Below are 23,725 nucleotides of genomic sequence, written 5' to 3' on the forward strand. Positions count from 1 at the left end.
CCTTGAGCGATGGCAATCCAGCCGCGTCGTGGTTCGTCCGTTCGTCAATACTCATTCACCGTAGTTGCAGTTGCTGGACCAAACCCGTCCTGACTGCGACGATTGCCTTACTCCTGCGTACACCGCTGGGCCTTTGGCCCGAAGATGCCTTCCGGCCCAAGGGGCCGTTCGTTTGCCTAGCCCAGGCCATCAGCCTGGGAAACAATCTGTTCAACAAATCGAATCGCACCCGGTTCTGGCGTTAGATGCCGTCCTGAGTGCGTTACCCAGACTCGCGTGAACTCCGCTCCCAGCAATACGATCATGGCGCTGTAATAGACCCACACCAGGATCACTGCCAACGATCCTGCCGCCGCGCCGAGTTGTTCACCGGGGTCGGAGTAAGACAGGTAGACGGACAGTGCAAAACGCCCGAGCAGAAACAGGACTGAGGTAAACGCCGCGCTGACCCAAACGTCTCGCCAGCGGATTTTGGCGTCCGGCATGAAACGAAAAATCGCAGCAAAGGTTACCGTGATGACCAGAAACGACACGAGTTGATTGATCGCTGAACCGAGTTCGGCATTGAAACCGATCGAGCCCCCGACAAACTGCGTGGCCGCTTCCATCACACCGCTGATCACGAACGAAACGACCAACACAAAGCCGAGACCAAGAATCATTCCAAAGGAAAGCAGCCGTTTGGTGGCGAAGTTCTTCCACGACGATGCCTCCGGGTCCGCTTTGATTCCCCACACCAGGTTCAGTGAACTCTGTAGGGATGCAACGACTCCGGTTGCCCCAAACAAGATTCCGATGAGCCCGATCAGTGCCTTCCAGCCGGCGCCACCGACATTCGCACTGCTTCGCATGATCTTACCGATCTCGTCTTCGGCTGCTTGATTGCCGATCATGTTACTGATTTGACGCTCGACCACTGTGAACGCCTTTGCTTCGGCTTCTTCGCTGCCGTAGTACCACCCGATCGACGTCGTTAGGGTGAACACCAGTAAAAAAAGGAGGGGCGGCAACGAAAACAATGTGTAGTAGGCAAGCGACGCGGCGAGCGTGCCACAGCGATGTTCACCAAATCCACTGACCGTTTGTTTTAAGAGTTGGAAAGCAATCATCGGGGGCTTTGAAAGTTGAAGAGAGCCGAGGTACTCGTGAAGTTGCAATTGCCGTACCTGCACAGGTGGTCAATCACCGACCAGCCGGGATCGCCGGCGATCAATTTCCCGCGACACGTTGACGAATACGCCCACCATTCTGAAGTCGCGGTCTTTTGGCACGTCAAATGCAATGCTCTGTCAACGCGTTAGTCGCATTTGCAAATTACAAACCTGTTACGGAGTTGATGATGGTTACACGAGAAGAATTGAAGGGTCACTGGAACGAAGTCACCGGTCGCCTGAAAGAACAGTGGGGACAACTTACCGACGACGATTTGATGCGAGCTAAAGGCTCAGCGGATCAACTTGTCGGAGTCGTACAGCAAAAGACAGGAGCGACGCGCCGCGAGGTCGAACAGTTCTTAACCAATGTGCTCGGACCAGAAAATCCGTGGGCCTCTCAGGTCGCCGAAGCTGCACAGCGATACGCGGACGAAGCGAAGCAGTACGTGCAACAGAATGCTCGCCGCATGGTCAACCAGACGGGCGAGTACTCGGCTAAAGTTGCTGAGACCGTTCGTAGCAAACCAAACGAATCGCTCGCGATTGCGTTCGGTCTTGGCTTGGCCGCCGGCGCACTGTTTTTCATGGGCCGTAGGCGATAAGCCAATGGCTAAGACTCTTTGCATTAAGTTTAAAAGCAATGACGAATACACTCGCCACTCGTAAACAATCTGAAGCCATTCGTGCAAGAATGCAGCAGATTCGTAGCGATCTGCCATACGACGTCGACATGGCTCGTCAACAGGTTCGTCAGATGACTGACTGGAAGTACCAATTTCGGCAACATCCCGTTGCCGTCATGGCTACAGTCGCGATCGCTGGCTACCTGTTGGTTCCACAATCGCGAAAGCGATCGGAAGTCATTGTCAGAAACGTTGGTGGCAATTCAACGACAGAAGCGAAAGCGGCGAAGCGAGGGTTGCTTAGCGGATTGGTGGCTGCTGCGGCGACCATGGCATTAAGATCCGGCACTTCGCTGTTCGCGCAGCATCTGTCGCAGTCATTCATGCAAGCCCCAAGTCGGACATCGGTAATGAATGATGCTCATCCTCCGACCGTGGGCGGCATTCACTCAACAAGCGAGGCGTTGTCATGATCGCCCCGATGAAGATGTCGCATGACACAGTGCCGCGGCATCGCCAACCGGACATGGAGCCAACCAGGATGGATCTAGGTGAAATTGGGTCGTCGCATGTTGCGAAACCCACGGGCGATCGCATCTTCAATGTAGTTGGGAAGTACCCGATTGTCGCGGTTGCCGCATCGGCCATCGTTGGGGTCGCCCTCGGATGGCTCGTCAAACGAAAGTGGAATGGTTAGTCCGATGAATGCCCCAAATACTCAAAGTGGATTTCGTCAGGTCATTCGAGGCTGTTGCGATTTGTTCGAACTGCAGCTTGAGCTACTATCTGTCGACTCTCAAGAGGCCCGACGCAAAGCGATCTCAGCACTTGCGCTCGGCGGCAGCGCCGCAACTCTTGGCGCGTCGATGATCACAGTGTTAATGATCGCCCTCGGTTTTCTTTTGCATGAGCAAGCAGACCTCACGGTTGGTCTTTCGCTGTTGATCGTTTGTGCTGTGACGCTGGTGTTAATCGTTACGTTGGCCGGGATCGCGTTCCGGTTGCTACGTGCTGCCTCGTCCGCACTGGCGGAAACCAAGTCCGAATTCCTTGAGAATCTTCGTTGGATCAAAGCAACGATCATCTCTCCCGATACATCCGCTCGCAATCAACTACGTTCCGAGTCTTACCCTGACCCTGTCGAGGCGAATGGTCGATCGTACCATGCAGCGTCGACAGCCTCTCCACCCTTTCCTAAACAAAGGTAGTTTCCGATGTCCACTTCAACACCCGTCACTCACCCCGGGCACATTGCATCGTCGCCGTCAACGCTCGACACAATTGGTGACACAGCCAGAGTAACGGCCGAGCGTGCTGCTACTTACGCTGCCCAACAAGGCCAGGTTGCGGCCAGGCACTACGTCGCCGAACCGGCCAAGGATCTGCTGACATTGATGAAAGAATACGCGAGGGAAAAACCCGATGTCGCCGCGTGTTGGTGCTTCGGTCTTGGAATCTTGGTCGGCTGGAAGCTGAAACCTTGATCGCATTCCGCGCCTCTGGTCTCCCAGTTACGCAGGTTTAGGCCTTCCGGGCAATTTGACCTGGATGGGACCGGTATCTGAAGTTGTGCAATGAACTTTTCGTTTAACCGTCAGCCGCAGGCGTACGCGAATAATCACCGTACGCCTGCGGCTAACGGTTAAACGAGCAAACCACCAGCGCGCAGAGGGACAACGCCCTTCCCGGCACTTGCAGTAGCCGGTGCCGAAACAATGCCATGATAGGTCTGTACCGTGTTTCCGTTCTCTGTCTTCACAACCGCTCTGCTGGCCATCATTGCGATTGGATCGCTTTCAACTCTCAGCAACCATCCTCACTGGCTCATCCGAGCATGGGACTTCCCGCACGTTCAGCTTGGTGTGATCACCCTCGTCGCCGCAAGCATTTACTTCATCGCCGCTCGTTTTTATGAAACGAATGCATCGTTGAACTGGATCATCGGTACATTGGCCGTTTTAATTCTTGGGTGGCTCGCCTACGGGATCACGCCTTACACGCCCTTGATTTCGCCACAGACCAAGATCGCTGATAGTCTGAATGACGATCATCGGCTATGCGTGGTGGTGTCCAACGTTGAGATGGAGAATACACAACACGAACTGTGGATGAAGACGATCACCGAAGCGGACCCGGATGTGGCAATCGTTTTGGAAATCGACCATCGGTGGATGGCAGCGATCGAGCCTTTTCGCAAACGCTACGAACATCAGATCTCATATCCACAGGACAATTGGTACGGGATGCTCCTGTTGTCGAAGTTTCCGATCATCGAGAGCGAAATTCGTTTCCGAGTGAGCGACGATGTACCGTCCATCGACGCGTTGGTCGAATTACCATCGGGTGAGAACGTGCGAGTCTTGGCGGTTCACCCAAGACCACCGGAACCGATTCGCGACAATGATTCCGCCGCTCGTGACGCTGAATTAATCATGTACGGTCGTGATCTGGAAGAGGAGAACGATCCTGCAATCATTTGCGGTGATCTCAATGATGTTGCTTGGTCGTCGACATCTCGATTGTTTCTGCGACTGAGCGGCATGCTCGATCCACGACGCGGGCGTGGTTTCTTCAACTCATTCAATGCAAAGCATTGGTGGATGCGTTTCCCACTCGACCACGTTTTTCATTCCCCTCACTTCACGCTGCGACGGATCGAACGCCTGGGCTGGGTTGGATCGGACCACTTTCCGATGTTGTTAGATCTGCAATGCGAACCGGCACGCAAGACAGAACAAGAGCCGCTTGAAAGCCGTGAAACAGACGAGGAAGAGGCAGCCGAACTCACCTCAAGAGTTTGAAACTAGGCAATGATCGAACAATTCAGCGATAGAACGCAAACACTCGTCGTCTCTTATCTCGCCATCCGCCGCGGTGTGGGACTGATCGGGCTGTTGCTTCCCATCGTTCTGGGACCGATTGGTTGGCTGATCTTTGACATTCCGATTCAAGACAACATCAGCAGCTACTACCATACGGCGCTGCGAGACGTATTCGTCGGTTCGATGTGCGGCATCGGAATTTTCCTGTTGTGTTATCGTGGCTATGACTGGATCGAAAGCTGGACAGCGAACCTGGGCTGCATCTCCGCCGTCGGCGTTGCCTTGTTCCCGCTCGATGCAAACAGCGACCCGTTGATTCAAAAATCGGTGATCGGCTATCTGCACACGCTGAGTGGTGGAGCCTTCTTCCTAACGCTGGCATTTTACTCGCTGTATCACTTCCCCAGTGATCGTGACAATGAAAACGAACTCGCCCCGCACATCGCCGAGCGAAATCTGATCTATCGAATCAGCGGGCTCGTGATCTTGGCCAGCATGATGGCGATGGGCGCTTACCTGTTCGTCGTTCCATCCCAGTGGAAGTCGTGGCTCAACGACTACAACTTTCTGTTCTGGATGGAGTGGGTCGCCGTTTGGTCGTTCGCCGGCGCGTGGCTGACGAAAGGTCGCGCCATCCTGGCCGACATCGCCGTTGATCTGCTCGCGATTCCTACACGGTTGCTTGTCAGGTCGAACAGTGAATGAGTGATGCGCGTGTTGTAAGCCTATGCGTTGGGATTGTGGAAGTAGATCTCGTTGTCGGCTACAACCCACGCTTGGTCGGATGGATTTAGTTTGACAGCGTGGGTTCCAGTAAAGTTACCGATCGCGGGCAGAACAAGGCACCTGCCAGACAACCAAAAACACGGTAGTTTTCCGATGGCGTGGCGTTGCGATCCGAGCTTGAGTGCCGGATGGAGGTGCCCGCACAGGTACAGGTCCGCCTTGTCAGGCAAAGGGATCGGGTGATGCCCAAGCGCGACGCGGTTCATCCGCATTACAGGTTCGACGACTTCCAACGGCCAAGCGGCAGGCAACTGTCCCAAAAGCGCGTCATGATTGCCTCGGATCAGAGTGAACGTCATCGCGGGCAACGCCTCAAAAAAAGTCGTTAGCGATTCAACCACATCCGGCGACAGCGAGGATCGGGCATGAAACATGTCACCAAGAATGATCAAACTGCTCGCCTTGGTTTCGTGGATCATGCGACGGATGGCATCCAGCGTGGCATCGGTGCTACCCATGGGAACGGGCACCCCGTGCCGACGAAACGTGGCTTCCTTTCCGAAATGCGTATCGGCGACGAACAGCGTCTGTTCATCCGCCCAGTACAGTCCGCGATCGGCCAATAACTGAAACGATTGTCCAGCAAGCTGAACGTCAATCGATTGTGACAAGGGAATCCTCAAAACGAAATGTTGGCCTTCAGAATCGAAGACCCTGACGAAGCTGAGTCATCGATGCAGTCACACGCCGAGAGCCTACACCGCTTGTTTGGCATCCGCGGCTTTCTCCAGTTCGGCCTGCATGCGAGCGATTCGGTCTGCCAACGATTCGCTGCTCACCCGCTCTCTGAGTTTGTCGACCAATAGCGGAAACGCAAAGGGTGTAATTTTGTCGGGACGTTCGATGACGATACGGCTGCCCGCAATTCGATCCATTGCCGCCATCATTCGGCCCGCCTCCAGTTGCAGGTCCAGTACTTCGCGACGCGCCTGAGTCAATAACAAATTCTCAGAGTCGTATTGTGTGAACACGTCAAAGAACAGGTTGCTACTCGCTTGAATGTGACTGGCCGTGTTCCGCATCCCTGGAAACCCTTGTTGGATCAAACCCGCGACGCGAGCAATTTGGCGAAACTGCCGCTTCGCCATTTCCGTCGCATTCATGCTGCTCAAGATATCCTTCATCAGATTGGTGCTGCTTAAAACGCCACTTGCGATCGCCGCCGAAATGTCGACCTCATGCGGCGACTGGAGCACGAAACCGTGATCGTTGCAGGCCATCGTGAACGTGGTTTTCTTTGTTTGCGAAATTCGATAGGCGATCAAGGCCGCCAGACCCTCGTGGACCAATCGACCGTCCATCGGAAAGAAGAACAGTTGGTGACCGTCACGCGTCTTGATCGCTTCGATCAGCAATTCATCAGGTCGTGGCACCGTACTCCAACGCTGCTGGATGTCGAACAGTCCCTCCAGTGATTTCATCTCGCGGCCCACGAACTTCTTATCTGCCGCCTCGCCGACTTTGTTTCGCAGGGCTGCGCTAAGCTCGGAGGACAGCGGCATGCGTCCGCCCATCCATCGTGGAACGGTGTCCGGCTTACCCGTTGCTCGCTTGACATAGGCCACATTGTCTTGGATGCGGACTAAGGAAACCAATTTTCCCGCGAACAAGAATTTGTCGCTTGGTTTCAATTTGGAAAGGAAGCTCTCTTCGGCCGTTCCCAGCGTGCTGCCCTTTTGGTATTTCACCTTCATCGCCGCGTCCGACACGATCGTCCCAATGTTCATGCGATGGGCGGTGATTGTTCGTCGTTGAGTGACTTGGTAGCGGCCGTCGTCGACTTCGACGCGGTGGAATTCGGGATAAGCTGTGAGTGACGCCCCGCCACGGACGACAAAATCCAGTACCCACTGCCACTCTTGATCGCTCAGCGTTTGGTACGCATAAGCAGATCGGACTTCGCTCAATAATTCATCCGATCGAAAACCGCCGCCGATTGCCACCGTGACGACATGCTGGGCCAACACGTCCAGCGGGCTGGTCAACAGCGGGCGAGCTTCCAGGTTGCCAACCTTGATCGAATCCTGTGCGGCGGCCAGTTCAATCAATTCGATTGCATTGGTCGGGACAAAATCCAACCGGCTGACGGCGCCCGGCTGATGGCCGCTTCGTCCGGCACGCTGCAGCAACCGCGCCGCGCCTTTGGGACTGCCAATCTGAATGACCAGGTCGACGGCGGTAAAGTCGACACCCAGGTCAAGACTGCTGGTGCAGACAACCGCCCGCAGGCTTCCGTTTCGCAAACCGTTCTCGACCCACGACCTGACGGACGTATCGAGCGACCCATGGTGGATCGCAATTTTGCCGGCCCAGTCAGGACGCTCTTTCAGTAGGTGTTGGTACCATATTTCGGTTTGTGAACGCGTGTTGGCAAAGATCAATGTGCTCTGAACTTGCTCGACCAACTCGGCCACCTGAGGAACCATGCGAGTCCCGATGTGACCGGACCAAGGAAAACGATCCATTCGTTTCGGAATCAGCGAACCGATCTTAAGTCGCTTCTTCTTGACGCCTTCGATCACTTTCACTTTGTCGGAACCTCCTATGCCGGTCAGTGAATCGCACGCTTGCGACAAATTCCCGAGCGTCGCGGAGACACCCCAAGTTCGTAGGTTCGGGCTGAGTCGACGAAGTCGTGCGAGGACGAGTTCGGTTTGGATGCCACGTTTTGTGCCCAATAGTTCATGCCATTCGTCAATAATCACGGCTTCAACACCCGCCAACGATTCGAGTAGCTTTTCATGCGTCAGCATCAATGACAAACTTTCAGGCGTGGTCACCATCGCCGTCGGCAACGACTTGAGTTGCTTGGCCTTCAAGCTGGCTTTGCTGTCACCGGTTCGTGATTCTAAACGCCATGGGAGTTGCAGACCTTCGATCGGCATCCGCAATGATTTCTCAGTATCTCCGGCCAAGGCTCGCAACGGGGTGATCCAGAGAACGCGCAAAGGCGGCGGCCGTTTCGGATTCCAACGTGAACGATCTGGATTCTCTTTCAGCCACTTGAGAATCGGACCCATCCATACCGCCAGCGTCTTGCCGGTACCGGTTGCAGAGTGAACCATGCCGCTGCAACCGTCCAGATACGCGCGCCACGCCGATCGCTGGAACCGGAATGGCTTCCAACCGATCGAGTCAAAGTACTGATTGACTAACTGCGTCTTCACGTTGACTCATGTTCCGGCAAAAGTTGAAGCAACTCCGCGAGCGTATTGGCATCCGCGGGTTGCTTGTCATGTCGCCAACGCACAATGCGAGGGAATCGAGTGGCGATGCCGCTCTTGTGTCTCGTTGACCGCTGCAAACCCTCGAACGCCAGTTCCATGACCAGCGTTGGCGCCACACTGCGAACTGGACCGAAAGTATCCTTCGTGTTCTTGCGAACGAACGCATCGACCTTGCGGATCTCGGCATCATCAAGGCCGCTGTAAGCTTTGGCGAACGGTACCAACGTGTCGCCGTCCCAAAGGGCGAAGGTGTAATCGGTGAACAATCCCGAGCGGCGTCCGTGACCCTTTTGCGCGTAGATCAATACTGCGTCGATCGTGTACGGCTGCACCTTCCATTTCCACCAAGTGCCGCGGACCCGCCCCACATCGTAAGGCGACACCTTGCGTTTCAACATCAAGCCCTCGGCGTTCTTTTCGCGACTCTGCTCTCGTATCTTCGCCCAATCCTCCCAACTCTCGCCGGGGATCAATCGAGTCAACGAAAGGTGTTGGTGCTCGACACTGGCTAGCGTCTGCTCGAGTCTCTCGTGACGCTGTGAAAACGGTAACGCCCGCAAGTCCTCACCGCCCTGCTCCAGCAAATCGAAAGCATGAAAGATCACGGGAACTTCGGTTAGCAACTTCTTGCCGATCGTTTTACGGCCAATGCGACGTTGCAACTGAGCAAACGGCAACACTTCACCGTCAGGATGCGACGCTAGAATTTCTCCGTCCAGCACCGTTCCGTTGGGCAAGCACTGCGCCGCCGACTCGATTTCCGGCCAGCGGTTTTCCATCAAGTCTTCGCCTCGCGACCAGATGAAGGTGCTGCCTTGTCGGCGGATGACTTGACCGCGAATTCCGTCCCACTTCCATTCAGCGACGTAATCATCGGGCTCCCCAAGCGACTGGGGTCCTGCCACTGCGTCGATGGGATGAGCCAGACAAAACGGAAACGGTTGGCTGATTCGCGTATCTTGGATCTCGGGGTCAATCAACGACTCAAAAAATGCAGCCGTCGGCTTCCAATTGCCCATCAAGCGATGCGAGATTACGTCGATGGGCACACCGCTGGATTCGGCGATTGCTCGCGTGACCAATCGCTTGCTGACACCAACACGGAACGATCCCGTCACCAGCTTCATCACCACCAATCGCATCTGGGCAGTCGTTTCGTTCCAAATCTGGATAATCTCGTCACGCTGCCGAGCTTCGTCTTTAGCTCGCAGCGGCTTCAAACGGTGCTCGATCCAATGCGTGAGTGAATCATCGCTGGCGAGCTTGCCCGGTGGAACGACCAACGAAAACGTCTCCGCCAAGTCGCCCACCGCGTGGTAAGATTCTTCAAACAACCACAGTGGAATCGACGCTTGTTCGGCCGCCCAAACACGCAGCAATTTGGTGGGAACAAGCTGACGAAGTTTACTGCCTGACAAAACCGAAGCTGCCCAGGCTGCGTCGTCGTGTGGCGCCGATACGAAGTAGTCTCGCATCGCAGCAATCTTCTCGTTCGTTTTCGTCGTCGCGTCGAGCGAAGCGTAAAGTTGTGCGAATCGAATCATGGTGTAGTCGTAAGAAACCGGTAACCTACCCTGCCGCAATTCGCAGATCGTGGACCAATTGCTGCTTCATTTCTGATCTTCGCGTCTCGTCAATTGCGCGAAGGATCGCTGACGGGTGCCAGGTCGCGATCGTTCGGTCGCACCACTCAGTGGTTTGAATTTTCCCCCGACTCGCAGTGATCCGAAAGTCACGCCCGATCAGGGATTGAGCTGCCGTTGCTCCCAAACACACCACGGTCTCGGGACGTATTGCAGCCAACTCGGCTTCCAGCCAAGGTCGACAAGCGAAAATCTCACGCGAGCTGGGCTTCTTGTGCAATCGACGTCCTCCATTTTCAACGAATTTGAAATGTTTTACAGCGTTCGTCAGATAGACGTCCTTGCGCTCGATCCCTGCGTCCGTCATCGCTTCTTGAAGTAGCTTTCCCGCTGGCCCAACAAATGGATGGCCTTCGATGTCCTCGCAATCACCGGGCTGTTCGCCGACGATCACCAGCTTGGCGTCGAGTGGTCCTTCTCCGAACACGGTTTGCGTCGCATGCTGGTGCAACTCGCAAGCTTGGCACGCTGCGGACGCCATTCGCAGCGATGGTAAATCCCGTTGCGTTGAAATGAACTTGGTCGCCGTGTCCGCAAAGCCCTCTCGATTGGCGATCATCGCATCCACTCGTGAAGGTGCTTGTGCGAGCAGGTCGTCGATCAGTTCGGTTTCGGGCATGGTAGCCCAATAGCGAACCGGCATCTCCCGCTTCATCATCGCCACTTTGACTCTCGCGGGATTAAAGATGGATGCGTAGTAGGTCTTCCAGAGTTCTTCCAAGGCATCGCCGTCGGGGGCTTCGGTGACTGGTAACCCCGGCCCATAGTGCAACTCGGATTGGTCCCAAGTCACAGATTCGTCTGGCGTCAAAATCGACCAGCTCATCGCTTTGAAGCGTCTCGAAAAGAACGGCGCGGCAAGTCGCAAGATGCGGTGATCGGGGCGATGCCAAGCCACGAACTCTTCGCGTTCATCACCGTGACTTACTTTGCGAAACCGCACAAACGCTTTCATCTTGTGGACGTCGCGTGACACGGCCCTTTGCATGCGACTGAGTTGATAGACGTCATCGTCGGTTTCGATATTCATCAGGTGATGCTCACCATGAGTCAGTCGCCATAGCGTTCGGTAGAGCAACTCCCATCGCTGGGGATCACGATGGCAAGCCACATGAGTTGCCATTTCCATGAAGCGATTCGGCACGTCGTAGCGTCGTACTTCATACTGCGAACCATCCCTGCTCTGCTCCTGCGCAAACAGCAGTGGTTGACTTTCGTCGGCAGAGAACACCACATCATCAGGCGCAACATTGGCTTCCAATAGTCGTCGTGATTCAGCTCGCCACTGTTCAAACGTTTCGACTTCAAGAAAGCGTGTCATTGCAAAATCCGCAACTTCGGCATCAAGCCAAAGCGACGTTAGAGTTCTCCCGTGATGGACGTGGTGGCGGCATCGAACAGCATCAGTTGTTGATTCTTTGGCTTGGCTTTGGTCACTAGTCCCGGGCGATCCAGATCGACGAGGTTCGGATTATGATCCGCCGTCAACACGAACAACTTCGTCCGATTCCAAGCGACCCGTAGCTTCTTCAAGTCTACGCTGCGAAGGGTTTGGTAGCGACGGATACTCAAGATGCGTTTGACATTGCTCACCCCGATCCCTGGAACACGCAACAGCTCTTCGCGGCTCGCCCGATTGACATCGACGGGAAAAAATTCCCGATGCGCCAACGCCCACGCCAACTTGGGGTCCATATCCAAGGATAGGTTCTGGCCCTTCTCCGCGACGATTTCGTTGGCCTCAAATCCGTAGAACCGCATCAGCCAGTCCGCTTGATAAAGACGGTGCTCGCGGACCAATGGAGGCGACAATCCGGGCAACCTAGCATCCGCGTGCGGAATCGGGCTATAAGCCGAATAGTACACTCGGCGAAGACGCTGGCCAGTGTAAAGTTCAGACGCCGTTTTCAAAATCTCCACATCCGGCGTTGGCGTCGCGCCCACAATCATCTGCGTGCTCTGGCCCGCCGGTGCAAATACAGGCGGTTTGAATCCTGCTTTCTGTTCTTGTTTGTTTTCGTCGATCCTGTCCCGGATGCCCGACATCGCCGTGACAATTTGTGGCTTCTTCTTTTCCGGTGCCAGTTGATGCAAATCGCTGTCGGTAGGCAATTCAATGTTCACACTCAACCGGTCGGCCCAACGTCCAGCCTCGTCGATCAGCGATTGAGTCGCGTTGGGGATTGTCTTCAGATGGATATACCCGCCGTAGCGCTGTTCCTCGCGTAGTTTTTTGGCAACCGCAATGAGTTGCTCCATGGTGTAGTCCGAATTCTGAATGATGCCGGAACTCAGGAACAACCCCTCGATGTAGTTCCGCTTGTAGAACTCCATCGTCAGCGAAACGACTTCGTCGACGGTGAACCGGGCGCGGGGAGTGTCGCTGGAGATTCGATTCACGCAGTATTGGCAATCGTAGATACAGTAGTTTGTAAGCAAAATTTTCAAGAGTGAGATGCAGCGACCGTCCGGTGTGTAGCTATGGCAAATCCCCATGCCTTCAGTCGATCCGATCTGACTACCTGCGCGAGTCTTCTTCGATCTGCTGCTGGCGCATGAAGCGTCGTATTTCGCAGCGTCAGCTAGAACTGACAACTTTTCTCGCACGTCCATGAAGCTTCTCTTTCGATGATAGAATTGGCAGTTTCGAGACCAGGGTGAGTAAGGCGGTCCCCTGGAACGATAGGCAGTAGCATAGTCACGTTTACGAATACGCGATGAGCCATGCTGCCACCACCCGGCATCTCCATTCCACAGCTAACTCGAGCAAACCGAACACCGGCACGTAATGTGTCGTCGCCAACGGCCGCTCGTGCGCCTGCAGCTGACGGTTAAACGGAATGTTTTCCGATGGGGGACACCGGTGTTCAGCAAAAAGTGTGCGTGGTGAAGCACATTTACCACCTTCCCCAGCGACTCCATCGCGGTTCGGTGAGCCGATCGGGTTGAAGACCCACGAAACGAAACGCCGCAGCCGAAATCGTGGCTGCGACGTTTCGCTCTTTCGTTTAACCAACGGTCAGCGCGTCTTTGTTGATCGCCTTCGCGAGTTGCGAAAGCTTCTTGTCGGCTGCTTCTTCTTCGTCGATGTTTTGCTTGAGCAACTTCAACGCGTTCTTGTAGCCGAGAGCGTCAGCCCAAGTGCAAAGCGTTCCATAAGTGGCGATCTCGTAGTGCTCAATCTTTTGAGCGCAGGCAATGATCACCGCATCCTTCACCGCCGCTTCGGCCTCTTCTTTCAGCATGCCCTCGGCTTCAGTGATCAGACCCTTCATCGCTTCGCACGTTTTCGCCTTGGCTGCTTTGCCGGTCTCGTCGAACGCTTGCGTCACCCGTTCAATCTGCTTCTCGGTTTCCGCAAGGTGGTCTTCCAGCGCGGCGGTTAGTTTCTCACACGTAGCACTCTTGATCATCTTCGGCAGCGCTTTTGTCAGTTGCTTTTCCGCACTCAATACATCGCGAAGTTCGTCAAGGAATGCATCTGCAAGGGTTTTCATGGACATGGATACGTCTCCAAAATTGGCGTAAGGGGGGAAGAAAAAAGTCAACTCGTTCAGGTTTTAGCAATTGCCGCATCTTGTTCGCGCAAGCTTTGGATTGAGGGCATTTCGATCATCCTGGTCTGCCACCCGTCGCGGGATGGGCAAGCCGATTCCATGTGCTGCGCCCCTGACGACAATTCGCTTGCGTTCCCAATCACTTTCATGCTGACGACCAATCGTCGTTTGCACCACGGAAAACACTGCGTCTTCGGTAGCTAAGGCGACGGCGAGTTGACGAACATGATTCATGCTTGGAGTCCTTTTGAATTGATTGAATGCTTGTCCGTTGCAACTAACGCGCCGATGGCACGGCAAATGCGAACTAGTTGATTGCCACTAAGGCGGGCCGGCGACGCGATGTTCGTGTCTGCGACCAAAACCAAACATCTGGAGACGAACATGTCAGTTAAAAAAACAAGCCGCGAAGAAACGCGAGAAGAACTTCGCAACGAAGATGCGATCACCGGTGAACCAGGTTCCCATCCGGTCGGCTCGGGCGTGGGTGCGGCATTGGGTGGGGCAACAGCAGGTGCAGCGGCGGGTTTGGTCGCGGGACCCATCGGGACGGTCGCCGGTGCGATCATTGGCGGCATTGCGGGCGGCTATGCCGGCAAGGCAGTCGCAGAGGAAATTGATCCGACGGTGGAGGCAGCCTACTGGGAACAGGAATACGCCAGTCGGCCCTACCACAATGATTCGTACGGGTATGATCACTACCGAACGGCCTACCAATCGGGTTGGGAAGCGTTTGACCCCGACACGAATGAAGATTGGGCAACGCGGGAAGCGATCGCGCGGCATCGTTGGGAAACGGAAGGTGGTTCCAAGCACATGACATGGGACGAAGCTCGACCGGCTGCGATGGATGCCTACAACCGCATCCACGAACGCACCAGCAAGCCTCGCTAGGCACACGAAATACTCCGTCATTTTAGAACCGGCGCTATTTGTATCACACCGCTTGGTCAATGGACGGATGCGTGCTCGCCGGGCGTTTCGCGATGCGAAACGCTTCGGCGATTCCTCGTTAATTCGAGCGGCGCGAAAGGTGGAGGAACGAGTCGCGTTCGAGGTTTGGTAGTGGAATCCTATTGCATGTTGCGAGACGTAGATCGCAACTGAGTTCAACGGGTGACAACCTTTTAGATCGTTCGTTATTGCGTACTCGTTCGCGACCGTTATACCCAATGACACAATTACCGAAACAAGATGATCAGCGTTTAATGCTATGGCGTAGGCATCCCGGGATTATCAATTGAAGTAGTGAATCTCGTTAACGGCGTGTCGATTAGATCGTTTAACAGTTAGCCGGAGGCGTACTTTCCGCTCGTCGAGTACGCCTTCGGCTGACTGTTAAACGAAAGCAAACCATCTCCTGAGTAACTCGGCACGCCGTTAAAGAACCAATTGCCGGAGGATCTTTAACAAGATCCACTACAAATGCTTCACTTATTAATCCCGCGACGCTAATCACTGTAGGACCGCTTAAAGAGTGGCGACGATTGATGTAGCCGTGATTATGAAATCATGCGGGCAATCTTTTGCAACATAGCCGCTTGGTCGATTGGCTTGGACAAGTAATCGTTGCACCCAGCTTTTAAGCAGGCGGTCATATCGCCTTGCATCGCATCGGCGGTCAGCGCGATGATCGGGCCCGTATAGCCAAGCTCACGCAACTTGCGTGCCGCTTGATATCCATCAAGATTGGGCATTTGCATGTCTAGCAAGATCAGATCAGGTCGCTCGCTTGTTTCCAGCACCCCTGCCACATAGTCGACAGCAATCTGCCCGTCCTCACATTCCACGACCGTTGCTCCCGCTTTGGTTAAGATATGCTTGCTGAGGAAACGGATATCGCGGCGGTCGTCGACGACCAAAATGCGACAGTTTAAATTGTGGACTGCATCAACGGCAGTTTTGCTTTCCGCACTCGATGATTCGCGTTTTATTTCGCCGCTCGAATAGTCAACCAGGAGTTGGTCCGCGATGTCGCCCGTCTGAAGCGTGACGGTGAAAGTGCTGCCGACTTCCAAAGTACTACTTGCTACGATCTCACCACCGAGTAGCTCTGCGAGCTTTTGGCTGATAGCCAGTCCCAACCCGGTACCACCGAAGCGACGCGATACGCTGGAGTCGCCTTGAGAAAATGGCTTGAACAGGCGGTCGAGTTGTTGCTGCGTCATCCCGATGCCGGTGTCGATCACATCGAAGCAAAGGGTCTTGGTCTCCGAATCGAATCGAGCGCGGACGTTGACGCGGCCTTCGTGCGTGAACTTGATCGCGTTGCCGACCAGATTGATCAGAATTTGCTTGAGACGCTTGGCGTCCGATTCGATCACCAGCGGAAGTTTGCCATCGTATTGGACCGTCAGCGTTAAACCGCTTTCGCGAGCTCGCACATCCATGACACTGCGAACATCTTCAATGACCCGCACGGGATCGAATCGCTCACGTTCCACCTCGAACTTGCCAGCCTCGATCTTGGAGAGGTCCAAAATGTCGTTGATGATTTCTAGTAAATAGTTTCCGTTGTGACGAATGGTCTGCAGATGCTGCTTCGCCTCAGCGGCAAGTACGAATTCCTGGAGCAAGTCGGTGTATCCCAAAATCGCGGTCATCGGAGTGCGAATCTCGTGCGACATGTTTGCGAGAAACGCGCTCTTGGAAGCACTGGCCGCTTGAGCACGCTTTTCACTCTCTCGCAACGCGGCCGCCTGCTCATGCTCGCTGGTCGAATCCCAATTAACACCGTACATCTTGACGACTTTTCCGCTGTGGCTCCTGACAACCTCGCCCATGCCACTGATCCAACGCACTTGGCCGTCGGAACGAACGATACGAAACTCGACGTCATAGGAGTCCGTTCCATCGACAGCCGATTGCCAATCCGACTTGAGGTTATCAATGTCTTCGGGATGAACGATTGAGAAAAACAGTTCATTGCAGGGTTCCTGGTCGGAATCAATGCCAAGCAAATTGTAGAGCTGTTCAGTCCACACGCTTTCTTGGGGTGTCCATTCCCAGGCTGCCATGCGACCGGCACGCATCGCCATTTCCATCCGACGTGACGTTTCTTTGAGTGACCGCTCATATGCGGCCCGCTCGCGGATATCGACACCCGAAGGGATTAGATACTCCACTTCGCCGGCCTCATTGGTCACCGGCGCGATCATGAAGTCGATCAAGACACCATCGTCTCCATGTGAAAACAACGAGAGGTCGTAGCGAACGATCTCGCCCATCATCGCGCGATCCATCGCATCACGCATCCCTTTGGCAACCTTAGGATCGTAGCTCCACCATGGGGCATCCGCAAAGTGCTTGCCAACGACATCTTCGCGGCGTGTTTTGGCGATCGCCAGCGAACGGTCATCAACTTCTAACAAAATGCCATTCTTATCGATGACGCCTACCAGTCCGAGTTGATTGTTGATGACTCGGCGTAAATGTGATTCGCGATCAGATAGTTCAATTTCCCGTCGCTTTCGTTCGGTAACATCCGTCACCACACCCAAGAATTGTCGCGGTGATTTTCCAGGCCCCGATCCCCGCCCGATGGCATGAACCCAACGGACCTCGCCGCCGGGCAAATGGATCGGATACTCTTCGTCATAAGTGCCGCCGTAGGTCAGCGCCTGCTCGATCGCGGCGGTGACACGGCCGCGATGGTCGGCATCCATACGGTCAACAAACTCGGATAGCGAGGGCAGGGTGTCGGGATCAAAGCCGAATAGGCGGTTCAAGTTGGAATTGTGATTTGGTTTGTTGGCGTCAAAGTCCCACGTCCACGAAGCGACACGGCTGATCTCCAAAGCCAGGTCCATCTGTTGTTTGGCGTTGGAAAGTTCCAGAACTGCTTCGGCACGTTCGATGCGCACGCCCAGTTGGTCGATGACGTTTTGCAGCAACAGGATCTCATCGTCAGTCCAATCGTGCGGATGGTCCATCTGCGTTGCCAGCACATAATGGACGTTGTTTTCGCGCCTAAAACTGACGTTGCAAACCGCCTCAACCTGCAGTGCTCCAAACCGCGGACGCCGATCCGCAGAGACTTGAGATCGAACATCACAAATCACCACGGGCTTACCCGATTGGAATGCGTGCTGTTCTTCGTCGGTGTGATAATCGGTCAGCTTGTATCGACCAAGAATGCTGGCAATTTTTCCTCGCGAGTAATCATGTGTGACGTGTAGGTGTTGCCCGTCTTCGTCGACTTGCAGGAAACAGCATCGCGACGCTTGCATGTATTCAGCCACCCGTTGGCAAGCGATCTGTTGTAATTCTTCGACGCTGTGGAGCGGGATGAGTGCAACTTGCAGTTCGGCGATCATCGCGAAATTCAATTCGCGCCGCTTACGTATGGTGATATCGGTAATGATAACGAGGACGGCTTCGACCGTTCCGCCGGGTCCGACTTGGGGTACGTAGTGAACCTCTTCGTATATCGGTCGGCCTTCGCTAGGACGCTTCAGCTTCAATTCGAACGTTACACGCTTGCCCTTGAACGCCTCCGCGATCTTTGGCTTGATCTCTTCGTAGGCTTCGGTGCTGACCACGTCTTTGATCTGGTGACCGACGAATTTATCGACGCCGCGTTGCCAACGATCGCAGCAGGCTTGGTTGGCAAACAAAAACGTTTCTTGGGTGTCGACAATCGCGATCGATCTTGGGATCGCGTCGGCAAAGGTTTGTAGTTGTCGTTGGCTGGCTTCGACTTGCATCTGTGCCAGCTCTTGATTGGTGATGTCGGTGAACGTGACTACCGCCCCATCAAGATTGCCAGATTGATCGTGATACGGAACCACTCGTCGGATGTAAATTCGTGCGTCGCGGGACCGGACACGATGTTCGATTGGTTGATGGACTTGAAGCGACTCGCGCTCCGGCAACGGCGGCATGTCAGCGACCATCGACGTCAACCCATTCAGCGGTAGACCGATGTCAGTGGAAACGAGGCCGTAGATCGACGTGGCGGCTGAAGAAAACCTGCGGATGTTAAAGTCGCCGTCCAGAAAAATGGTCGCGATCTGCGTACTGCGAAGCAGGTTATCGAGATCGCTGTTGGTGCGCTCCAGCGCTGCGGCCAGCGACTGTACTTCTTCCTTAGATGTTTCCAGCTCGACGTTCGCCAACCGCTTTTGTTCGTTCAGCGAAGTCAATTCTTCGTTCGCCGATTTTACTTGTTCAATCGCCGCTTCGTAGTCCTGGGTCAATCTGTCGAACTGACCGCGCGTCTCCGAGAGTTCACGTTCCGATTCCGCCGCAAGCTTTTCACTTGATCGCTGCATGTCACTCATGAGATCGGCACCCGTTTCCAAGTAAATTCTAGCCTGCTTTGTGTGGCAACTGGCTGGACAGCGCTCCTCTCGATCCTACAACCGACGGTAGCCTCGATTCTTGCAAAATGAAACAAGACAAAGCCCATACGGCAAGTTCGTTCGAAAATCCAGCGGATTGCGAAAGAACTCGACCAAAGTGCATCTGGCCAGCTAGGAAGCGGCGCATAGCCTAACCTTTGAACCGACAATTTACGAGTCGACGCTGTCCAACTGCGATCGCGTTTACATGAGTCAACCAGCTCACTTGGCCTAAGGCGAACCGAGCCGGTCGCGAGTCAGCCCGGACGCGAGCCCTCCCACACGGTACCGTCGACTTTTTCTGAGTCATTGGCAAGGCAAATGCATCAGCGGTGTAGCCAAAGGCCGCTCAGGTCATGTGTTTTCGGACGGAACAGAAAAGGTGTGACCTTTACTCGGCCGTTTTGGCTCGCTCGAGGCCGTCGTCGATTTTCTGTGCTGCATCGTCGAAAACTTGCTTCGATTTGTCGACGACCGCCGCGGTATCACCCCTCACCTTGTCGGTGTCCACCTGAATTGTAGGGTCGCCATCGGGCGAACTGAATCGCACCCAGCCAACTATGACGAGAACAACGACGACTACTAGGATCACGATCAAAGTGCGCATCGCTACGCCTCTCTTTTACAACGGCAGGATGAATGGTCCGCGCTCCGAATGAGTACGCTGGAAGACCGCTCCCCAACTACTCCACCTATCGCACTTCGCATACCAATTTTTGGTCACACGATACGACAAGCGGTGGCTAGGGGTGATGCCCTGGGAGCGAGACCATCGGTCACGTCCTGGGTGGTCGTTTGTAGCTCGATCTGGACGGTCAAACAGCAATGGTCGATCCAGACGGCGTATTAATGATTCCCGCTCGTGCTAAGCACGCAAACAAGTCTGTTAACCACTTGTCAAGGAGTTCGTCACCCGAATCAACCCATTGGTCAAGATCTTAGCTCGCAAACCGCCGCGGAAATGATCCGCCAGGAAATTCTTTGCGCCCGGAGCAATGACGCGGTCCATCCATTGACATGGCGTGCACTCCTGAGCACCCTCGAACAGCACTCCTTGGAACGAGAACGTCTTGCCCAAGAGCGAAGCGAGAGTTGTTCCTCGAATGACCAAGTTGCGTCGTAGGATCGACGCGGGAAGCTGGGGAAGTTTGAACTGGCCTCGCAGGTCGTCCACTACGTCCGCGTCGATAAACGTCACTTGGCCTTTGTGGTTCAGTCTCTTTTCAAAGTACCGATCGCCTCGGACACCCCTTCCCGCGACGCATTCCGCCTGGCTGACCGATTGAATCCCATGAGTCATCCGGCCCGCACCCTCTTGCGTCCAATAATCGTGGCCAGGGGAGATGAAGATCGCTTCCAGCGACGCTTCGATCCGCAATTCTGCTTCGTGATGGGCGGGGCCGACTTCAGAATTGGTACCAAACGTGCTATTGCCTGGGACAGGAAGTGTGATCTTTCTTTCTAACGCCACCAGCTCGCTCCAATCAAATTTTAAAAGTACTATCATGCCCGATCGCCCGCGGCGACTCGCAATCATTGGCAGCGGACCGACCGCTTTGTACTTGCTCCACCACTTGACGCAACATCTGGACCAATTTTCACGAGACCTACGTCACGTCGACGTTTTCGAGCGAAGCGATCAAATGGGCGTCGGCATGCCGTACAGCGCCGAGACCACCGATCGGTTCAATCTTTGCAATATCTCGTCCGAAGAGCTTCCGCCGCTGGACGAAGAGTTCGCCGACTGGTTGCGAGCCTGCGACGACGAACGATTGAGTGATTGGGCGATCGACCGCGCCAACATCAGCGAGGACGAAACGTATTGCCGACTTGCGCTCGGCCAGTATTTTCAAGATCAGTGGAAGCACTCTGTGACGCGATTGCGAAAATCGGGCATCGAGGTGACGGAACATTGTCCAACGCAAGTCGTCGATATCGTCGACCGCAACGCCGAAAATGAGCTCACGATCGTGACCGATAATGGCGAGCAATTCACGGTGGATCGCGTCGTGGTGGCTACCGGCCATCAGTTCGCCGATGAGGATCAGCCCGACGCAGGCTACTTCGCGTCGCCATGGCCGATGCACAAATTGATTCCCGGCAATGATCAGTACTACAACTTCACGATTGGCACGCTCGGGGCATCGCTGAGTGCGTTTGACGTGATCGCTTCACTGGCCCATCGACATGGTCGCTTCATCCGAACGGAAGATCGTTACGAATTCATCTTGGAAACCGAAGCGAAAGGTTTCCGTATTGTCATGCATTCGGCCCAAGGCTGGCTTCCGCACCTGCAATATGAGCAACGCGAACCATTTCGCGAAATCTATCGCCACACGACTCGCGAGCAGATTCTGGGATTGAGGAACGATGATGGCTTCTTAACGCTGGACACCTACTTCGACCAGGTCTGCCGCCCCGCACTTGTTAAAGCCTTCACCCGAGACAAACGAAACGACATTGTCGACGCGCTGGGCCAAGCCGATTTTGACATGGATGACTTTGTCGAGCGGATGAGCGGCGAGCACGATTACGACGATGCTTTTGCCGGAATGCGATCCGAATTGCCTGAAGCAAGAATCTCCGTCGAACACGACCGACCTGTGCACTGGAAGGAAGTGATTGACGATTTGATGTACACGCTTAGCTATCACGCCGAGCTGATGTCGGCGGAAGATCATTTGAGATTGCACGGTGTGGTGATGCCCTTCCTCATGAATGTCATTGCAGCACTGCCACTGCAATCGGCGAAAACGCTTCTCGCACTCCATGACGCAGGTTGCCTGGAACTCGTCACTGGCCGCGTGAAAGTGACCGGGCACGAACGCGGCGAAACACAGATCGAAGTGGCCGATGGAGACGACGTGACTGAGAGCAGCTATCGAATGTTCGTCGATTGCAGCGGTCAGTCGCCGCTGAAGGTTCACGATTACCCCTTCGATAGTCTGGTCCAAGACAAACGCATTCGCTCCGCCCGAGTGGCGTTTGCGGATGTCAACAGCGTCCCCGAGCTAGACGATGACAAACGCGATCGAGTCATCGACGGGGAAACCGCTGCGTTGGAGCTTGCCGGGATTGACATCGACAGCGTCTACCGTGTCATCGGCGATGACGGTGTTGCCAACACGCGGATCCATGACATTGCATTCCCCAATACGATCGGCAAACGCCCCTATTCGTACGGCCTGCAAGCCTGCAGCGAAACCGCCGCGATCGTCGTTGAAGCATGGCGTCGCGAGATGCACGAAAACATTGGTCAATCTGGATCAATCGAATCGCCCAGCAAGATCTATCAAGAGACTTCCGGTACCACAAATCGAGTCGAACATTGAACGAGGTAGCGATCTGGTCGTTACTGGTTGGAGCGGTCTTTTTATTGGCCTCGCTAGCTCGCGGGCCACTCCGCAATTTGCCGATCTCGATGCCCGCGATCTATCTTTGCGTCGGACTGGCGATCGGACCGTGGGGACTCAGTCTGCTCGAAATTGATATCAAAAGCGACTCCAAGCTGATTGAGGTCCTCACTGAAGTTGCTGTGCTCGTCAGCCTTCTGACCGCTGGGCTTAAACTGACGCCTTCCTGGTCGCATCTGCGTCGCTCGCCAATTCCACTTGCCACCGTCGCGATGACTTTGACCGTGTTCGGCATCGCCATGCTCGGTTACTTTGCACTCGCACTGCCCTTGGGTGCGGCCGTTTTGCTTGGTGCGGTTTTGGCTCCGACCGACCCGGTCCTCGCGGGTGATGTTCAAGTCCGCCACCCCGAAGATCGTGACAAACTTCGCTACGCACTGACTGGTGAAGCGGGCCTGAATGACGGCACTGCGTTTCCGTTTGTGATGCTGGGCCTTGGTCTGCTGGGCCTCCACGACCTTGGCGACGGATGGTGGCGTTGGTTCGCGATTGACTTGGTATGGGCGGTCATCGGCGGGATCGGTTGCGGCTGGATTGTTGGGTATGTAATCAGCCGCATGACCATTTGGCTGAAACGATACGCGGCAAACGCGGCGGCGTGCGAAGAACTATTGACATTGGGACTGATTGGAATCAGCTACGGAGCCGCCATGGCAATTCACGCGTATGGATTTCTCGCCGTTTTTGCCTCGGGAGTTGCCATACGATGCTATGCAGAAGAGGAAGAAGACGCTTCCGATGACGAGGCGGAGCAACTGGTCAAGAAAGTTGCTGGGATCAATCAAACTTTCGGCGAGATTTTAGAAGTCGCGTTAGTCGTGCTTACCGGATGCCTGCTTGCTTCGCATTGGACGATCACCAACGATTGGTGGATCGCGTTGTTCGTACTCGCAGTCGTCCGCCCCATCTCAACCTATGTCGCACTGATGCGCAGCGGTGTCAGCGGCGTGCAGAAAGGGCTAATCGCGTTCTTCGGAATTCGCGGGATCGGTTCGCTCTACTATCTTGCCTTCGCTGTCGGAAAGAACCTCGACGATGCAACAACCGAACTGCTGAGCGGCATCGTGCTGACGACCATCGCTATCTCCTTGATGGTTCACAGTAATGTTTCAACGCCAGTTTTGAACCTCTATGCAAAACGGGGGAGCGTTCGGTAGA

At 54.8% G+C, this 23,725-nt stretch carries 19 protein-coding genes; 9 read left to right on the forward strand and 10 right to left on the reverse strand.

Features of this window, described 5'->3' with window-relative positions; genetic code table 11:
• Positions 1–176: 176 nt before the first annotated feature.
• Positions 177–1,109: a YihY/virulence factor BrkB family protein gene (locus tag Pla100_RS06975; RefSeq protein WP_146576950.1), complete on the reverse strand. Its 933-nt coding sequence runs from the start codon at positions 1,107–1,109 to the stop codon at positions 177–179.
• Positions 1,110–1,336: 227 nt separating this feature from the next.
• Between Pla100_RS06975 and Pla100_RS06980 the strand changes: the two genes are divergently transcribed.
• The 6 genes from Pla100_RS06980 to Pla100_RS07005 all read left to right on the forward strand — a co-directional run bounded on the left by Pla100_RS06980 (position 1,337) and on the right by Pla100_RS07005 (position 5,304).
• Positions 1,337–1,756 carry a CsbD family protein gene (locus tag Pla100_RS06980; RefSeq protein ID WP_231602795.1) on the forward strand — a complete coding sequence of 140 codons (420 nt, stop codon included), beginning with the start codon at positions 1,337–1,339 and terminating at the stop codon, positions 1,754–1,756.
• 38 nt (positions 1,757–1,794) lie between these two features.
• Complete coding sequence (locus tag Pla100_RS06985; protein ID WP_146576951.1) at positions 1,795–2,250, forward strand: hypothetical protein; 456 nt, start codon at positions 1,795–1,797, stop codon at positions 2,248–2,250.
• A gap of 228 nt (positions 2,251–2,478) precedes the next feature.
• Positions 2,479–2,985 (forward strand): phage holin family protein, encoded by a 507-nt coding sequence (locus Pla100_RS06990; RefSeq protein WP_197167751.1) that lies wholly within the window; start codon positions 2,479–2,481, stop codon positions 2,983–2,985.
• Positions 2,986–2,991: 6 nt separating this feature from the next.
• Positions 2,992–3,261, forward strand: a complete 270-nt coding sequence (locus tag Pla100_RS06995) for a hypothetical protein (RefSeq protein WP_146576953.1) — start codon at positions 2,992–2,994, stop codon at positions 3,259–3,261.
• 252 nt (positions 3,262–3,513) lie between these two features.
• Complete coding sequence (locus Pla100_RS07000; RefSeq protein ID WP_146576954.1) at positions 3,514–4,578, forward strand: endonuclease/exonuclease/phosphatase family protein; 1,065 nt, start codon at positions 3,514–3,516, stop codon at positions 4,576–4,578.
• A 9-nt stretch (positions 4,579–4,587) separates the two neighbouring features.
• Positions 4,588–5,304, forward strand: coding sequence for a hypothetical protein (locus Pla100_RS07005; protein ID WP_146576955.1), 717 nt, complete (start codon positions 4,588–4,590; stop codon positions 5,302–5,304).
• A 20-nt stretch (positions 5,305–5,324) separates the two neighbouring features.
• On the opposite strand, the gene pdeM is transcribed toward Pla100_RS07005, so the two are convergent.
• From pdeM to Pla100_RS07035, 6 genes are all read right to left on the reverse strand, one after another.
• Positions 5,325–5,996 carry a ligase-associated DNA damage response endonuclease PdeM gene (pdeM, locus tag Pla100_RS07010; protein ID WP_146576956.1) on the reverse strand — a complete coding sequence of 224 codons (672 nt, stop codon included), beginning with the start codon at positions 5,994–5,996 and terminating at the stop codon, positions 5,325–5,327.
• 84 nt (positions 5,997–6,080) lie between these two features.
• The gene (locus Pla100_RS07015; RefSeq protein ID WP_146576957.1) at positions 6,081–8,552 is read right to left on the reverse strand and encodes a ligase-associated DNA damage response DEXH box helicase; all 2,472 of its coding nucleotides are present in this window, start codon (positions 8,550–8,552) and stop codon (positions 6,081–6,083) included.
• Positions 8,549–10,156: an ATP-dependent DNA ligase gene (locus Pla100_RS07020; protein ID WP_146576958.1), complete on the reverse strand. Its 1,608-nt coding sequence runs from the start codon at positions 10,154–10,156 to the stop codon at positions 8,549–8,551. Before Pla100_RS07020 ends, Pla100_RS07015 begins: the two co-directional genes overlap by 4 nt.
• 25 nt (positions 10,157–10,181) lie before the next feature.
• Positions 10,182–11,576 (reverse strand): UdgX family uracil-DNA binding protein, encoded by a 1,395-nt coding sequence (locus tag Pla100_RS07025; protein WP_146576959.1) that lies wholly within the window; start codon positions 11,574–11,576, stop codon positions 10,182–10,184.
• 38 nt (positions 11,577–11,614) lie between these two features.
• Positions 11,615–12,868: a putative DNA modification/repair radical SAM protein gene (locus Pla100_RS07030; protein WP_146576960.1), complete on the reverse strand. Its 1,254-nt coding sequence runs from the start codon at positions 12,866–12,868 to the stop codon at positions 11,615–11,617.
• A gap of 395 nt (positions 12,869–13,263) precedes the next feature.
• On the reverse strand, positions 13,264–13,758 hold the full coding sequence (locus tag Pla100_RS07035) for a YciE/YciF ferroxidase family protein (RefSeq protein ID WP_146576961.1): 495 nt from the start codon (positions 13,756–13,758) through the stop codon (positions 13,264–13,266).
• Between the two features lie 438 nt (positions 13,759–14,196).
• On the opposite strand from Pla100_RS07035, the gene Pla100_RS07040 reads away from it, so the two are divergent.
• Positions 14,197–14,706, forward strand: a complete 510-nt coding sequence (locus Pla100_RS07040) for a hypothetical protein (RefSeq protein WP_146576962.1) — start codon at positions 14,197–14,199, stop codon at positions 14,704–14,706.
• A 608-nt stretch (positions 14,707–15,314) separates the two neighbouring features.
• Here the strand turns inward: Pla100_RS07040 and Pla100_RS07045 are convergent.
• The 3 genes from Pla100_RS07045 to Pla100_RS07055 form a co-directional block, all read right to left on the reverse strand.
• Positions 15,315–19,094, reverse strand: coding sequence for a PAS domain-containing protein (locus Pla100_RS07045; RefSeq protein WP_146576963.1), 3,780 nt, complete (start codon positions 19,092–19,094; stop codon positions 15,315–15,317).
• 451 nt (positions 19,095–19,545) lie between these two features.
• Complete coding sequence (locus Pla100_RS07050; protein WP_146576964.1) at positions 19,546–19,761, reverse strand: hypothetical protein; 216 nt, start codon at positions 19,759–19,761, stop codon at positions 19,546–19,548.
• A 279-nt stretch (positions 19,762–20,040) separates the two neighbouring features.
• Entirely contained in the window at positions 20,041–20,661 is a 621-nt protein-coding gene (locus tag Pla100_RS07055; protein ID WP_146576965.1) for an MOSC domain-containing protein, read from the reverse strand.
• Between Pla100_RS07055 and Pla100_RS07060 the strand changes: the two genes are divergently transcribed.
• Positions 20,660–22,486 (forward strand): FAD/NAD(P)-binding protein, encoded by a 1,827-nt coding sequence (locus Pla100_RS07060; protein ID WP_146576966.1) that lies wholly within the window; start codon positions 20,660–20,662, stop codon positions 22,484–22,486. The genes Pla100_RS07055 and Pla100_RS07060 overlap by 2 nt on opposite strands.
• A 44-nt stretch (positions 22,487–22,530) precedes the next feature.
• Positions 22,531–23,724: a cation:proton antiporter gene (locus tag Pla100_RS07065; RefSeq protein ID WP_261344784.1), complete on the forward strand. Its 1,194-nt coding sequence runs from the start codon at positions 22,531–22,533 to the stop codon at positions 23,722–23,724.
• Position 23,725 lies beyond the last annotated feature (1 nt).

Source organism: Neorhodopirellula pilleata, assembly GCF_007859915.1.
In the GTDB taxonomy this organism is placed as follows: Bacteria; Planctomycetota; Planctomycetia; order Pirellulales; family Pirellulaceae; genus Rhodopirellula; species Rhodopirellula pilleata.

What these genes read in the sequence shown, in the direction of transcription:
- Pla100_RS06985 (WP_146576951.1), top strand. Translation starts at nt 1,795, where the DNA reads ATGACGAATACACTCGCCACTCGTAAACAATCTGAAGCCATTCGTGCA.
- Pla100_RS07045 (WP_146576963.1), bottom strand. Translation starts at nt 19,094, where the DNA reads ATGAGTGACATGCAGCGATCAAGTGAAAAGCTTGCGGCGGAATCGGAA.
- Pla100_RS06995 (WP_146576953.1), top strand. Translation starts at nt 2,992, where the DNA reads ATGTCCACTTCAACACCCGTCACTCACCCCGGGCACATTGCATCGTCG.
- Pla100_RS07030 (WP_146576960.1), bottom strand. Translation starts at nt 12,868, where the DNA reads ATGGACGTGCGAGAAAAGTTGTCAGTTCTAGCTGACGCTGCGAAATAC.
- Pla100_RS07040 (WP_146576962.1), top strand. Translation starts at nt 14,197, where the DNA reads ATGTCAGTTAAAAAAACAAGCCGCGAAGAAACGCGAGAAGAACTTCGC.
- Pla100_RS07050 (WP_146576964.1), bottom strand. Translation starts at nt 19,761, where the DNA reads ATGCGCACTTTGATCGTGATCCTAGTAGTCGTCGTTGTTCTCGTCATA.
- Pla100_RS07025 (WP_146576959.1), bottom strand. Translation starts at nt 11,576, where the DNA reads ATGACACGCTTTCTTGAAGTCGAAACGTTTGAACAGTGGCGAGCTGAA.
- Pla100_RS07020 (WP_146576958.1), bottom strand. Translation starts at nt 10,156, where the DNA reads ATGATTCGATTCGCACAACTTTACGCTTCGCTCGACGCGACGACGAAA.
- Pla100_RS07005 (WP_146576955.1), top strand. Translation starts at nt 4,588, where the DNA reads ATGATCGAACAATTCAGCGATAGAACGCAAACACTCGTCGTCTCTTAT.
- Pla100_RS06975 (WP_146576950.1), bottom strand. Translation starts at nt 1,109, where the DNA reads ATGATTGCTTTCCAACTCTTAAAACAAACGGTCAGTGGATTTGGTGAA.
- Pla100_RS06980 (WP_231602795.1), top strand. Translation starts at nt 1,337, where the DNA reads ATGATGGTTACACGAGAAGAATTGAAGGGTCACTGGAACGAAGTCACC.
- Pla100_RS06990 (WP_197167751.1), top strand. Translation starts at nt 2,479, where the DNA reads ATGAATGCCCCAAATACTCAAAGTGGATTTCGTCAGGTCATTCGAGGC.
- Pla100_RS07055 (WP_146576965.1), bottom strand. Translation starts at nt 20,661, where the DNA reads ATGATAGTACTTTTAAAATTTGATTGGAGCGAGCTGGTGGCGTTAGAA.
- Pla100_RS07035 (WP_146576961.1), bottom strand. Translation starts at nt 13,758, where the DNA reads ATGTCCATGAAAACCCTTGCAGATGCATTCCTTGACGAACTTCGCGAT.
- Pla100_RS07060 (WP_146576966.1), top strand. Translation starts at nt 20,660, where the DNA reads ATGCCCGATCGCCCGCGGCGACTCGCAATCATTGGCAGCGGACCGACC.